General features: G+C 61.2%; 12 protein-coding genes. 6 read left to right on the top strand and 6 right to left on the bottom strand.

Annotation, left to right across the window (positions count from 1 at the left end; all coding sequences use genetic code 11):
* Positions 1 to 230 precede the first annotated feature (230 nt).
* The gene (locus PQQ96_RS11270) at positions 231 to 1,826 is read right to left on the bottom strand and encodes an APC family permease (RefSeq protein WP_408291606.1); all 1,596 of its coding nucleotides are present in this window, start codon (positions 1,824 to 1,826) and stop codon (positions 231 to 233) included.
* 534 nt (positions 1,827 to 2,360) lie between these two features.
* Here PQQ96_RS11270 and PQQ96_RS11265 point away from each other — a divergent pair.
* Positions 2,361 to 2,564, top strand: a complete 204-nt coding sequence (locus PQQ96_RS11265) for a cold-shock protein (protein WP_007180251.1) — start codon at positions 2,361 to 2,363, stop codon at positions 2,562 to 2,564.
* Between the two features lie 111 nt (positions 2,565 to 2,675).
* Here the strand turns inward: PQQ96_RS11265 and PQQ96_RS11260 are convergent, their stop codons facing one another.
* Entirely contained in the window at positions 2,676 to 3,926 is a 1,251-nt protein-coding gene (locus PQQ96_RS11260; protein WP_408291604.1) for an Hsp70 family protein, read from the bottom strand.
* 190 nt (positions 3,927 to 4,116) lie between these two features.
* Here PQQ96_RS11260 and PQQ96_RS11255 point away from each other — a divergent pair, with 190 nt between their 5' ends.
* Positions 4,117 to 5,592 (top strand): MFS transporter, encoded by a 1,476-nt coding sequence (locus PQQ96_RS11255; RefSeq protein ID WP_408291602.1) that lies wholly within the window; start codon positions 4,117 to 4,119, stop codon positions 5,590 to 5,592.
* Between the two features lie 195 nt (positions 5,593 to 5,787).
* Here the strand turns inward: PQQ96_RS11255 and PQQ96_RS11250 are convergent, their stop codons facing one another.
* Together PQQ96_RS11250 and PQQ96_RS11245 are read right to left on the bottom strand one after the other, a co-directional pair.
* Positions 5,788 to 6,381, bottom strand: coding sequence for a nitroreductase family protein (locus PQQ96_RS11250; protein WP_408291600.1), 594 nt, complete (start codon positions 6,379 to 6,381; stop codon positions 5,788 to 5,790).
* A 184-nt stretch (positions 6,382 to 6,565) separates the two neighbouring features.
* Complete coding sequence (locus tag PQQ96_RS11245; protein ID WP_408291599.1) at positions 6,566 to 7,849, bottom strand: MFS transporter; 1,284 nt, start codon at positions 7,847 to 7,849, stop codon at positions 6,566 to 6,568.
* Between the two features lie 155 nt (positions 7,850 to 8,004).
* On the opposite strand from PQQ96_RS11245, the gene PQQ96_RS11240 reads away from it, so the two are divergent.
* Complete coding sequence (locus PQQ96_RS11240) at positions 8,005 to 8,646, top strand: TetR/AcrR family transcriptional regulator (RefSeq protein ID WP_408291597.1); 642 nt, start codon at positions 8,005 to 8,007, stop codon at positions 8,644 to 8,646.
* Positions 8,647 to 8,731: 85 nt separating this feature from the next.
* Entirely contained in the window at positions 8,732 to 9,286 is a 555-nt protein-coding gene (locus tag PQQ96_RS11235) for a DUF1415 domain-containing protein (RefSeq protein ID WP_408291596.1), read from the top strand.
* Positions 9,287 to 9,327: 41 nt separating this feature from the next.
* Here the strand turns inward: PQQ96_RS11235 and PQQ96_RS11230 are convergent, their stop codons facing one another.
* Positions 9,328 to 10,170 carry a class I SAM-dependent methyltransferase gene (locus tag PQQ96_RS11230; RefSeq protein ID WP_408291594.1) on the bottom strand — a complete coding sequence of 281 codons (843 nt, stop codon included), beginning with the start codon at positions 10,168 to 10,170 and terminating at the stop codon, positions 9,328 to 9,330.
* A 384-nt stretch (positions 10,171 to 10,554) separates the two neighbouring features.
* Here PQQ96_RS11230 and PQQ96_RS11225 point away from each other — a divergent pair, with 384 nt between their 5' ends.
* The gene (locus PQQ96_RS11225) at positions 10,555 to 10,875 is read left to right on the top strand and encodes a type II toxin-antitoxin system HicA family toxin (protein WP_042329129.1); all 321 of its coding nucleotides are present in this window, start codon (positions 10,555 to 10,557) and stop codon (positions 10,873 to 10,875) included.
* Between the two features lie 91 nt (positions 10,876 to 10,966).
* Here PQQ96_RS11225 and PQQ96_RS11220 read toward each other — a convergent pair whose 3' ends face one another.
* Complete coding sequence (locus PQQ96_RS11220; protein WP_408291592.1) at positions 10,967 to 11,176, bottom strand: DUF1059 domain-containing protein; 210 nt, start codon at positions 11,174 to 11,176, stop codon at positions 10,967 to 10,969.
* 376 nt (positions 11,177 to 11,552) lie between these two features.
* Between PQQ96_RS11220 and PQQ96_RS11215 the strand changes: the two genes are divergently transcribed.
* The gene (locus tag PQQ96_RS11215; RefSeq protein WP_408291590.1) at positions 11,553 to 12,824 is read left to right on the top strand and encodes a TIGR03862 family flavoprotein; all 1,272 of its coding nucleotides are present in this window, start codon (positions 11,553 to 11,555) and stop codon (positions 12,822 to 12,824) included.
* The last annotated feature ends 36 nt before the right edge of the window (positions 12,825 to 12,860 follow it).

The following is a 12,860-nucleotide window of genomic DNA, read 5'->3' as shown; positions in this document are numbered from 1 at the left end:
GCGTCGCATCCGGTCGACCCGCAGGAAATCCTGTACTTTTTTTAAACAAACAGGCTGCTTTGTATAAAAAAGGACAGGGATTTGGGCCCCTGTCCTTAAATCAGCCCCGCCCGGCAAGCCCCCGAACAACACGCTAAGTGAGCGGCTGGTGAGCAACTCAGGCGGGCTTTTTTCATACTAGGCCGGATCACGACGGTCCGGCGATCCAGCGAACGACTCAGCGCAGCAACTTAGTGTGCGCCCATGCCTTCGAGCACTTCGTCGTGCGTCTGACGCTCTTCGAGGTATTCCGACCGGTAGCCGCTATGCACGCCCCAGTAGTAGAACACCAGCGAGAACGCCGCCACCACCAGCATGTCCCAGCCGTACGGCAGAACGCCGCGGCCGCCGAATTCCTTGCTGCCGATCAGCGACAGGATCGCCATCACCGGCAGGTAGGCCACCAGCCACCATGCAGCCTTCAGGTCACGCCCCCAGCCGCCGAAACCCGACTTCGCCTGGAAGTAGAAGTACACCGGCAGCGCGACGACCATCAACAGAATGATTTCGCCGGTCAGCGGCCACTTCGCCCAGTACAGAATCAGCGACGCGCACACGAAAGCGAACGGTGCAATGAACTTCATGCCCGGAATGTGCAGCGGGCGTTCCAGATCCGTCGCCGCGCGGCGCAGCGCCATCAGGCTGATCGGGCCAGTCAGGTACGAGATCACGGTCGCGACCGAGATCACCGCCGCCAACGAGCTCCAGCCGCGGAAGAAGAACAGGAAAATGAACGACACCAGCAGGTTGAACCACATCGCCTGACGCGGCACGCCGTAGAACGGGTGCACATTGCCGAACATCTTCGGCATCGTGTTGTTGCGCTCCATCGCGTAGATCATGCGGGTGGTGGTCGCCATGTAGGTCGTGCCGGTGCCGCTCGGGCTGACGAACGCGTCAACGTACAACAAAATCGCCAGCCAGTTCAGGTTCAGCGCGATGGCCAGTTCGGCAAACGGTGACGCGAAGTTGAAGTGGCTCCAGCCCTTCATCACGTCGCCCGGGCTCACCGCGCCGATATACGCGATTTGCAGCAGCACGTAGATCACCAGTGCCAGCAGGATCGAGCCGATCACCGCGAACGGCACGCTCTTGGCCGGATTGCGTGCTTCACCCGCGAGGTTGATCGGGCTCTGGAAACCGTTGAAGGCGAACACGATACCGCTCGTCGACACGGCCGTCAGCACAGCCGACCAGCCGTACGGCGCAAAGGTGCTCGCTGCGCCGAAGTTTTCCTTGTGGAAGCCCGTCGCCATCAAGCCGGCGATGGTCGCCCCGGGAATCAGGAACTTGAAGACCGTGATCGCCGAATTGGCGCGTGCGAACAGCTTCACGCCCCAGTAGTTCAGCAGGAAGTAAACGATCACCAGGGCTGCGGACAGCAACAGCCCATTGGTCGTTAATGACCCATCCACGAATAGCGCATGCGCCCATGGATACGGCCAGGTACTCATATATTGAATGGAGGCTTCAGCCTCGATTGGAATCACCGAGACAATGGCGATCCAGTTTGCCCACGCACTGATGAAACCCACCAGGGCGCCGTGCGAGTAGCGTGCGTAACGCACCATGCCGCCGGACTCGGGGAACATCGCGCCGAGTTCCGCGTAGGTCAGTGCAATCGCGAGAATCACGACCGCGCCGATGACCCATGCACAAATGGCAGCCGGTCCTGCAATTTTTGCAGCCTTCCACGCGCCGAACAGCCAGCCCGATCCGATGATCGACCCCAAGCCGGTCAGCAGCAGCGCGACCGGTCCGATGTTCCGTTGTATAGAACTTTTCACATCCTCTCCTGTGTCGACCAGCGTTAGCGATTTAGCGCTTACTCTGGCCCCATACACCGTATTTCGGTCGGAGTTAGTGCTGTAGCAGTGACTCCGTCCCCATGCAAGTTGCAGCAGAACCATGTCGGCACCGCGTGACATCGCTTGTGGCGTTGGAGACGGGGTGACGCGCATGCGTGCGCGACGGTCCATTCTAATCAGGTGCAACCGACGCGCGGCGCGTAGTTTAACGGTTGCACCCCCACGTTGCAGCCAAACTAAGGGTTCTCCCTAGCAAAATTCTCGGACGAACAGCAAGCTTTGTAAGCAATTTTTGCGCCAATCTATCAAAATATTGTAAAGTTGGGATCTGAGTGTTGACCTTCGCCCGAAATGGCCGTATAACGTTCGGGCAGGATTTCAAGCGGCGAGTGAATTGGTCTTTCGTAGTTCGCCCATCAACGGTACTCCGGTTGGTCCCATTACCCCCTTCCTTGATTTTCATGCGCACCCATTGGGCTTCGGCCTTATTTACCATCTTTAGGAACAAGTAATATGGAAACCGGTACCGTCAAGTGGTTCAATGACGCAAAGGGCTTTGGCTTCATCACGCCGGACGGCGGTGGCGAAGATCTGTTCGCGCATTTCTCGGAAATCCGCACGGAAGGCTTCAAGACGCTGCAAGAAAACCAAAAGGTTACGTTTGAAGTGAAGACGGGCCCGAAGGGCAAGCAAGCTGCTAACATCAAGCCGGTGTAAGCAAGCACGCTTCCTTCTGGACGCAAAAAACCCCGCCTCGGCGGGGTTTTTTTATATCCGTCACAACTGCATGTGGTGATTATCTTCGCAGTATGTGATTGGTTAGTCGGGTTATCCGAATAGACGCCGCGCGTGAATACCGAGACCTGTCGCGACGCTGGCAAGACGGTCGCCGAATACCGCTTTGGCATCTGGAAATGCCGCCGCCAATGCGCCCGATAGAAACGCCAATCCAGTCGAGCCACCCGTGAAGTAAATCGCGTTGACGTCGCGCGGGGCTACACCGGCCGCTTGCACCGTATCGCGTGCCGCCTGCACGATGCGCTGCGTCTCGTCCTGCCCGGCCTTGATGAGTTGCGCTTCGTCGAATGCAAGGCGCAGGTCGTCTTCCACCTCGTCGAGATCGATCACGGTCTCGCCACCTGCCGCCACGCCGATCTTCGCCTCTTCCGCATGAGCCGCCAAGGCGTGGCCCAAGCGGCGCTCCACGACGCGCATCAGGCGGTCGTGATGTTTGACCTGCGTGAACAGATGCCGCATGAGCGCGAGTTCGCTGACGCGCTTCGGGGCGTAGACGGTGTTGATCAGGTGCCAGGTGGCCAGATCGAAATAGATGCGGTTCGGAATCTCACGGCCTTCGGGATCGAGCGTCTGGTAACCGAGTTCGCGCAGGATCGTCACCAGCTCGACCCGGCGGTCGAAATCGGTGCCTGCAACGTGCACACCGTGGTGGGCCAGCACATCGTCTTTACGTTCGACGCGCTTCATCCGCTCCGGCCCCACCCGCACCAGCGAAAAGTCCGACGTACCGCCGCCGATGTCGGCCACCAGCACGAGCCCCTCTTCCGTCAGATGCGATTCGTAGTCGAACGCGGCCGCGATCGGCTCATACTGAAAGTGAATCTCCCGCAAACCGGCTGACCGCGCTGCAGCTTCGAGTTGCTGCTGCGCCATCTGGTCCGCGCGCGGATCGTCGTCGACGAAGAACACCGGGCGGCCCAGCACAGCGCGGCTGATCGGGCCGCCAATGCTCTTCTCGGCCGAGCGCTTCAGGTGGTCGACGAAAATCGCGATGATGTCCGTGTACTTGATCGCCGAACCGTCGCCGAGATCGGTCGAGTTTTCGGCGAGCGGCGAGCCGAGAATACTTTTCATCGAGCGCATCAGACGCCCGTCGAAACCGTCGATGTACGCCGCCAACGCCGAGCGCCCGAACTCGCGGGTGTTCTCGTCGGTGTTGAAAAAGACGGCGGTCGGCAGCGTCGTATAGGCGCCCTCGACCGGCGCAAGCTTAAGCGCAGCACCGTCAGGGACGGCTACTGCCGAATTGGAAGTACCGAAGTCAATCGCGCAATAGTTCATGGCAGGAATCGCCGCTCACGGCTGGCGCGGACAGAAGGGGGAGCGGCTTTGTATCACGAAAGCGCAACCAGCATCAACTGACGCTTTCCGGGACGACCGCAATACGATCCCAAGCCCGCTCGACGGAACAAAAATTGCTGGATTCGACAGGATACGCCGCCAATTTTCGGCAATCAGGAGACTTATAGCAATGAGCGCGCCGCCTACCGCCGTTGTCCACGAGAAAAACGCCGCCATCATTGAAACTGACCTGCCCTCGCGGCTCGACCGTTTGCCGTGGGGACGCTTTCACTCGCAGATCGTCGTCGCACTGGGCGTGACGTGGCTGCTGGACGGTCTCGAAGTGACACTGGCGGGCGCCGTGGCCAGTGCGTTGAAGTCTAGCCCATCGTTGCGCTTTACCAACGCCGACGTGGGTCTCGCCGGTAGCGCCTACATTGCCGGCGCCGTGCTCGGCGCACTCGGCTTCGGCTGGCTGACCGACCGGCTCGGCCGCCGCAAACTGTTCTTCATCACGCTCGCGTTGTATCTGGCTGCCACTGCGGCGACCGCTTTGTCGTGGAATCTCGCCAGTTTTCTGCTGTTTCGCTTTCTCACCGGCGCAGGCATCGGCGGCGAATATACGGCGATCAATTCGACCATTCAGGAGTTCACGCCCCCACGGGTGCGCGGCTGGACCGATCTCGGCATCAACGGCACCTTCTGGGTCGGCGCAGGACTCGGCGCGGCGGGCTCGCTGATCCTGCTCGATCCGAATCTGCTGCCGGGAGACTGGGGCTGGCGCGCCTGTTTCTTCATCGGCGCGGTGCTGGCGCTGGCGATTCTGCCAATGCGCATCTGGGTGCCCGAAAGTCCTCGTTGGCTCCTGACGCACGGCGGCGAACGCGATGCGCGTTCGATCGTCGACGGCATCGAAACGCGCTTTCGCAACGAAGGCCATGCGCTCCCCGACGATGACCTCACGCGGCTAAAACTGCGGACACGCGGACATACGCCGTTGCGCGAGGTGTTTCACACGCTGTTCAACGTGCACCGACGGCGCGCGCTGGTCGGCCTGTCGTTAATGACCGCTCAGGCGTTTTTCTACAACGCGATCTTTTTCACCTACGCGCTGGTGCTGACCGATTTCTATCACGTGCCGGGCGACCACATTGGCTGGTACCTGTTGCCGTTCGCTCTCGGCAACTTCCTTGGACCGCTGGTGCTCGGCCGCCTTTTCGACGTAATCGGGCGACGCAAGATGATCGCCGCGACTTATGCACTGTCCGGCCTTCTGCTGACGCTGAGCGGCTATCTGTTCGAGCAGCAGATGCTGAGCGTCGTGACGCAGACGATCGCGTGGATGGTGGTCTTCTTCTTCGCCTCGGCGGCTGCGAGTTCGGCGTATCTGACGGTCAGCGAATCGTTTCCACTGGAAGTCCGCGCGCTGGCGATCGCGGTGTTCTACGCGTTCGGCACGGCGCTGGGCGGCATCATCGGCCCGGCGTTCTTCGGCCGGCTGATCGATACGCATCAGCGCAGCGAAGTGTTTTTCGGCTATCTGGTCGGCTCGGGTCTGATGCTCGCCGCGGCGGTGATCGCCGCGATCTGGGGCGTGGATGCGGAGCGCAAGTCGCTCGAGCATGTCGCCATGCCGCTTTCGAGCGTCGCGGACGGGGCGGAATGAATCACGCGCCTTCACGCGTCGAGGGGGCGGGGACGTCCCCTTGAGTATCGCGGCCAGCGGTCGACGAACCACACGCGCTGCGTATCACGGACAGCGGGGACAACCGTGCGTCGTCTTAAGCGCAGCGGACAATCCGGAATAAAAAAACGCGCGGTCAGCGCCGCGCGTTTGTGTCATCACTAACCCGCAAAGTGCTCAGAACGCCTTCTTCCAGCCGCCGCCATAAGCGATGTCGGCAAGCGGCAGACGTTGACGCACCGACTTCTCGCGCTCACGCAGCACCGGATCGAGTTTGTCGACGTCGCCATAATGGCCGAGCGAAATGATGGCGATCACGTCGACATCGGTCGGCAGCTTGAACGCCGTACGGAACGCGTTCGGATCGAAGCCGCTCATCTGATGCGCGGCGAGACCGAGCGCGTGCGCCTGCAGCACCAGCGCCATTGCCGCGGCACCCGCGTCGTACGGCGCGCAGCGGTTCACTTCACCCTTGTTGGTGAGCGTATGCGTGGTCACCGCGATCAGCACCGGCGCCGGCGCATTCCAGCCCTGGTTGAACGGCACCAGCGTGGCAAATGCCTGCTTGAACGAGACTTCATCGACGCTGCGATCGAATACGAGGAAACGCCACGGTTGCGCGTTATACGAAGACGGCGCCCAGCGTGCCGCTTCGAGCACCGAATGCAGATTCTCGCGGCTCACCGGCTCGCTCGAATACGCGCGCGGGCTCCAGCGACCTGCAATCAGCTCGTGAATGGCAACTGCGGTAGGGGCGGGTTTGTTGGTCATGCGCTTCTCTCGGTCGAAATTCATGATCGGCGGGCGGCTGCCCGGGGTCTCATAGCATAACCGGGCTGAGGCACTCGCGCTCCGACAAGTGCGCTTTAGTTTTCATGTCGGCTGCAATGACAGACGGCCCCGAACGGGACCGTTTGCGTGGGTTTGATTCGATCATCGTGCACGGGGCGCAGCTTCACACCGCTTGCGGCTCCGGCACCTTGGCTGGGCGATTGATCCGGAGCACGATCGCGGCGGCTACCAGGCACAGCCCGCCGGAAATCATCGATGCCACCGTGTATGTGCCGAGGCTCGCGCGCAGCATACCCGCGCCAAGCGCCGCGAAGGCCGCGCCGAGCTGGTGGCCGGCGACCACCCAGCCGAACACCACCGGCGCCGCTTCCTTGCCGTAGACATCGGTCGCCAGACGCACCGTGGGCGGCACGGTGGCGATCCAGTCGAGCCCATAGAACACCGCGAACAACGGCAGGCCAAAGAAATCGATGCCGAAAGCGTGCGGCAGATACATCAACGACAAACCGCGCAGACCGTAGTACCAGAACAGCAGCACGCGGCTATTGAAGCGGTCTGACAGCCAGCCCGACAACGTCGTGCCGAACAGATCGAAGATGCCCATGGCGGCCAGCAAGGAGGCGCCCTGCACTTCGGTCATGCCGTAGTCGCCGCACATCGCGATCAGATGCGTGCCAACGTAACCGTTGGTGCTCGCGCCACAAATAAAGAAGCTAAAGAACAGCAGCCAGAAATCGCGCGTCTTGCTCGCCATGGCGAGCGTGCCGAAGGCGATGGCCAGTGGATTCTGTTTGGTCACGGAAGCAGAGATCGGCGCGTCGGCCGGTTCGCCGAACGGGCGCAACTTCATATCCGCAGGCCGCTCCGGCAACAGAAACGCGACCAGCGGCAAGACGATCGCCGCCGCACCCGCGACGACCCACACCACCTGACGCCAGCCGTAATGCTCGGCGATGGCCGCGAGCATCGGCAGGAACACCAGTTGGCCGGTCGCCGAACTGGCCGTGAGAATCCCCATCACGAGGCCACGATGCGTGGTGAACCAGCGCGTCACGACCGTCGCGGACAACGACAGCGCCGCCACCCCCGTCGAGCCGCCGACCATCACGCCCCAGATCAGAACCATCTGCCACGGATGCGTCATCAGCGACGACAGCGCCACGCCTGCCGCCATCGTGCCGAGCGCGATCAGCAAGGTCGGACGCACACCGAAGCGTTGCATCGCCGCGGCCGCGAACGGCCCCATCAAACCGTAGAGTGCGATGTTCACGGAGATCGCGAGCGAAATCGTCGCGCGGCTCCAGCCGAACTGATGCTCCAGCGGCACCATCATCACGCTCGGCGTAGCGCGTGTGCCGGCCGCCGCCAGCAACACCAGAAACACCACCGCGACGGTCAACCAGCCGTAGTGGAAACGTCCGCCAATCAGTCTCGCTGCCCAGTTCATCGGTTCTCCAATCGACGCGTTCCCCACAGGCCGCGCCGCTCGCATTGTTACGACTTCGGTAAAGGACTTGTGACAGATCAGTCACAATGGGTGTTGCGATCTTAGTTACCGATCGGTAACATGTCAAGGCGTCAATTCAATTCAGGTGGCATTCCATGTCCGACAGTGAAACCCTCAAACGATCCGGTGCGCGGCGAGCGCGCGGCGCGCAGACGGCCGGCCCCGAGGCGCAGCAGCATCTGTTGCGCGCCGCGGACGAACTGTTCTATCGCGAGGGTGTGCGGGCAGTTGGCGTCGACGCGGTAGTGGAACGCGCGGGCGTGAACAAGATGAGCTTGTACCGCCAGTTTTCGTCGAAGGACGAATTGGTGATGGCATACCTGGAACAAAAGGACGAGCAGTTTTTCGGCTACGTGGAAAAGAGCTTTGCGAAGCATCCTGGCGAGCCGGCGAAACAGCTTCAGCAATATTTTGACGACCTGGCGGTGCGTGCATCGATCGACGACTACCGCGGCTGTCCTTTCGTGAATGTGTCGGTGGAGTTTCCCGACGCGACGCATCCGGCGCGGCAATTCGTGTTTCGAAACAAGAAACGGCTGATGGCGCGGCTTCTGGAACTGGCAACCGCGGCAGGCGCCGATGATCCCGTGGCGTTGGCCAATGGGCTGGGTCTGATGATCGAGGGCGTGTACGCGGCCAGCCAGACCTACGGCCCGGGCTGCGGGCCGATTCTTGCCGCACCGAAGGTGGCGGCGCAGTTGATCGCCGCGGCGTGCAGCGGCGCGCAAGCGGGTTGAGGTTTTTGCCGTCCTGTTGCGGCAGGGCTCGGATCAGTGCCGTTCCGCGCCGTTAGAATGGCACTTTCCCCTTTCGCTGCTCGCCATGTCGTTGCCTGCCGAATCTCATGATGCCGTTATCGCCGCCACTCGTCATTGGCTGACCGAGGCCGTGATAGGACTCAATTTGTGCCCTTTTGCCAAGGCCGTGCATGTGAAGGGGCAGATTCGCTATGCCGTTAGCGACGCTGTGGATACGGAAGGGGTTTTAACCGATCTCGAAACCGAGATTCAGGCGCTGGTTGCGGCGAATCCTGAAATGGTGGATACCACGCTTCTGGTTATACCGCATGCGCTCGGCGATTTTCTCGACTATAACGATTGCCTGTTTTTTGCCGAGAGAATGATCAAGCAACGTCGGGTCGAGGGCGTGATTCAGATTGCCAGCTTTCACCCTCAATATCAGTTTGAAGGCAGTGAACTGGACGATATCGAGAATTATACGAATCGGGCGCCGTATCCCATTTTTCATCTGCTTCGCGAGGAAAGTATTGAACGGGCGGTTCAAGCTTTTCCCAATGCGGAAGATATATATGAGCGGAATCAGGAAACCCTTCGGCGGATCGGTCTTAAAGGTTGGAACGACCTGATGAAAATGTAGTTCACGCGGTGGCTATGAAAACGCCACCGCCGCAGGACAGATCAGGCAGGGACAAAGAACCTTTCTTTCAGCTCCTCGATCCCGAGCGTCTCCATCACCTCATTCAGCCTCTCGGCCGGGCGACGCCTCGGCAGATCCTTGAACTGGGCAATAATCAGTTCATTCTTCATCGAATGCTCCCACCCGACCAGCTCCGTCACACTCACCTGATAGCCGTGTGCTTCCAGCTGCAAGCAGCGCAGCACGTTAGTAATCTGGCTGCCGAATTCCCGGGTATGCAGCGGATGGCGCCAGATCTCGGTCAGCGCATTGCCGAGCGATTTACCCTTGTTCTGCCGTAACACCCCCGCCACCTCAGCCTGGCAACACGGCACGACCACGATGTACTTCGCACGCTTTTCCAGCGCAAACCGGAGCGCGTCGTCAGTCGCGGTATTGCACGCGTGCAGCGCCGTCACGATATCGATCTGCGCCGGCAAACGCTCTGAAGTAATCGACTCCGCCACCGACAGATTCAAAAACGACATCCCCTTGAAGCCCAGCCGCTCGGCCAGCTCCTCGGATTTCGTCACGAGATCCTCACGTGTCTCGATGCCGTAAATGTGCGACGCACCACCCGCGGCGTCCTGAAACTCCTTGAAGAAAAGGTCATACAGGATAAAACCTAGATATGACTTGCCCGCGCCGTGGTCGACGAGCGTCACCGCGCCCTGCTGTTCCTTGAGGTCTTTCAGCAGCGGCTCGATGAACTGGAACAGGTGGTAGACCTGCTTCAGCTTGCGGCGGCTGTCCTGGTTCATCTTGCCGTCGCGCGTCAGGATATGAAGCTCTTTCAACAGCTCGACGGACTGGTTCGGACGGATTTCGTGAGTTTTGCTGGACATCGTGGGGACCGCCATCGATTGCTACGCGAACGTGCGACAGATGACGGAAAAAAGGAAAAGTTGCTGCCAGTTTACCCAAAGCGCAGCCCGCTCACCTGAGGAGCCGCATTGACCCTGCGAGAAATGCCGCAAACCTGGAACACTTCCTGCTCAAAAAGCAGTGCGCGGGTCGTGTCCGACGTGGCTTGGAAGCATCTTGCGGGCCGGTTCACCCGATGGGGTAAGCCGCGTTGCGCATAACAACAGGCTGCCGGCCGTGACGTCGATCACGCGAACCGAATGCATGTGGGGAGGACGGTCCCGGAACACGGACCGAACGTTACGTAACCAGCAGTGCGCCGCGATCTCAAACGGGCGCGCGCCGGGATAATAGAAGAGGCAGCAATGGACACGGTACCCAACGGAAACGTCGAACAGAAATTTCAGGAAATGCTGGCGAAGCTCACCGCCACCCCTGCGTGGTCGGAAAAGCAGCAGCTCGAACTCGAGATGGCTCGCGACATTTCCACCGAAATGCTGCGGCTAGCCGAGGTCATGCGCGATGGCAGCGTCGACATGGAGACGTGCCTGACGATGCTCAAGTACGCGAAAGTGCTCGACTTCGTCATGACGACGCTCGCGTCGCGTCGCGACATCAAACCGCAAACGCTTCGGGTCATTTTCAAGCTGGCCGGCCTGAAGGTGGATGAGGCTTACCCTGGCTAGGACACCCAGGCAACGCCGCGACCCGTTCGAGCGGCTCGCCGCCGCTCGAACTGATCAACCGGCCTCCGTCCTCAGGGGAAAGGACGACGAATCAAGCGTGCGGCGCCTCGACTGGCGGCGTGCCCTCATGAAATAGCGTCTTGAGTTGCGAGCGCAGTTCCGGCGAGTCGGCATGTTTGTGCACCGTGACGGCATGCTGCACGGCCGCGTCGAGCAATTCGCTCTCGCTGTCGGCGGATAGGGCAACGGTGCAATTCATTTCGCTTGGGAACTCGCGACAGTCGATGTATTTGCGAGTCATGGCCATCTCCTTGATCAAACGCCAACCCATCCAGACAAACAGCGGACGCGCAGACCCCGTCGTCAGCCGCGACGCGGCAGCATGGGCCACGTCGGGCGAAATGAGAGCGGTGGGTTAGTTTGACGCGGGGAAGACGCACACTGCGTCCGATGGAAGGCGTTTGAAAAGTATAGTTCGCGCGTGGGGATTGCAAAGCAGCGCGCGCAAACTCAACGGAGTCGAAAGCGCCCGAACCCAGCGATTTTCGGCCGGTTAATCCGGCACGCGCCCGCCCGTTTGCCCTGCGCTGCCCACGATGTGAAAATAGCGCCCTTCGCGCCGCCCGATTGTCAGATCGGGCCACCGCGCCGCCCCTTCCGCTCATCCGCAGGACCGCATGTCATCCTCCTTCGATTCCTCCCGCGTCGTCGTAATCGGCGGCGGCCCCGCCGGCTTGATGGCCGCCGAGGCGCTCGCCCAGCACGGCGTACAGGTCGACGTCTACGACGCGATGCCGTCAGTTGGCCGCAAATTCCTGATGGCGGGCAAAGGCGGCATGAACATCACGCATTCGGAACCGCTCGAGCCGTTTCTCGGCCGCTACGGTGCGCGCCGCGAACAGATCGCGCCGCTACTCGACATGTTCGGTCCCGACGCCTTGCGGGCCTGGTTGCACGCGCTCGGCGTCGAAACTTTCGTCGGCAGTTCCGGGCGGGTTTTTCCGACCGATATGAAAGCGGCGCCGATGCTGCGAGCGTGGTTGCATCGGTTGAAAGAAACCGGCGTGCGCTTTCACATGCGCCACAAATGGACGGGTTGGGACAATGATGGCGGCAACACCGCCGCGCACCCGTTGCGCTTCGACACACCGGACGGCGAGCAACGCGTGGCCTGCGATGCCGTGGTGTTCGCACTCGGCGGCGCCAGTTGGCCGCGGCTCGGATCCGACGCCGCCTGGGTGCCGCTGCTGAGCGCTCGCTCGGTGCCAGTGACGTCGTTGCGGCCCGCGAACTGCGGCTTCGATGCGGACTGGAGCCCCTATCTGCGCGAGCGTTTCGCCGGCCAGCCGGTGAAATCGGTGGTCATCACACTCACCGACGTAGACAATAAAGTCCACAATCGACAAGGTGAAATACTTCTGACCGAAACGGGCCTCGAAGGGAGCCTGATTTACGCGTTGTCAGCAGCGATCCGGGAGCGGATTCTGGCCGACGGCGACGTCACGATCACGCTGGACCTGGCGCCAGGCTTGACGTTGGAGCGTGTCGTGGCGGAGGTCACGCGACCGCGCGGTTCGCGCTCGATGTCGACTCACCTGCACGGCAGAATCGGGATTGGTGGCGTAAAACTGGCCCTGCTGCATGAGATTCTGTCGAAGGAAGCCTTCGCCGATGAGAATGGTCTGGCGCACGCAATCAAGGCGCTGCCGGTGCGGCTCACGCGCGCCCGGCCTATCGAGGAAGCGATCAGCACCGCGGGCGGCATCCCCTTCGAAGCGCTCGATCAGCATTTGATGATTGAGCGTCTGCCCGGTGCGTTCTGCGCGGGCGAAATGCTCGACTGGGAAGCGCCGACGGGCGGTTATCTGCTCACCGCCTGCTTCGCCAGCGGGCTGGCGGCAGGACGCGGTGCATTAGCGTATCTCAAAGCGAGCGGCGTGCCGGTCTGACACGCCGCTCGTCTGCGGCGCCCTATCGAGCCTTGT

This window comes from Paraburkholderia sediminicola (assembly GCF_046027825.1).
Lineage (GTDB): Bacteria > Pseudomonadota > Gammaproteobacteria > Burkholderiales > Burkholderiaceae > Paraburkholderia > Paraburkholderia sediminicola_D.
This window is presented reverse-complemented; position numbering and strand designations above follow the sequence as displayed.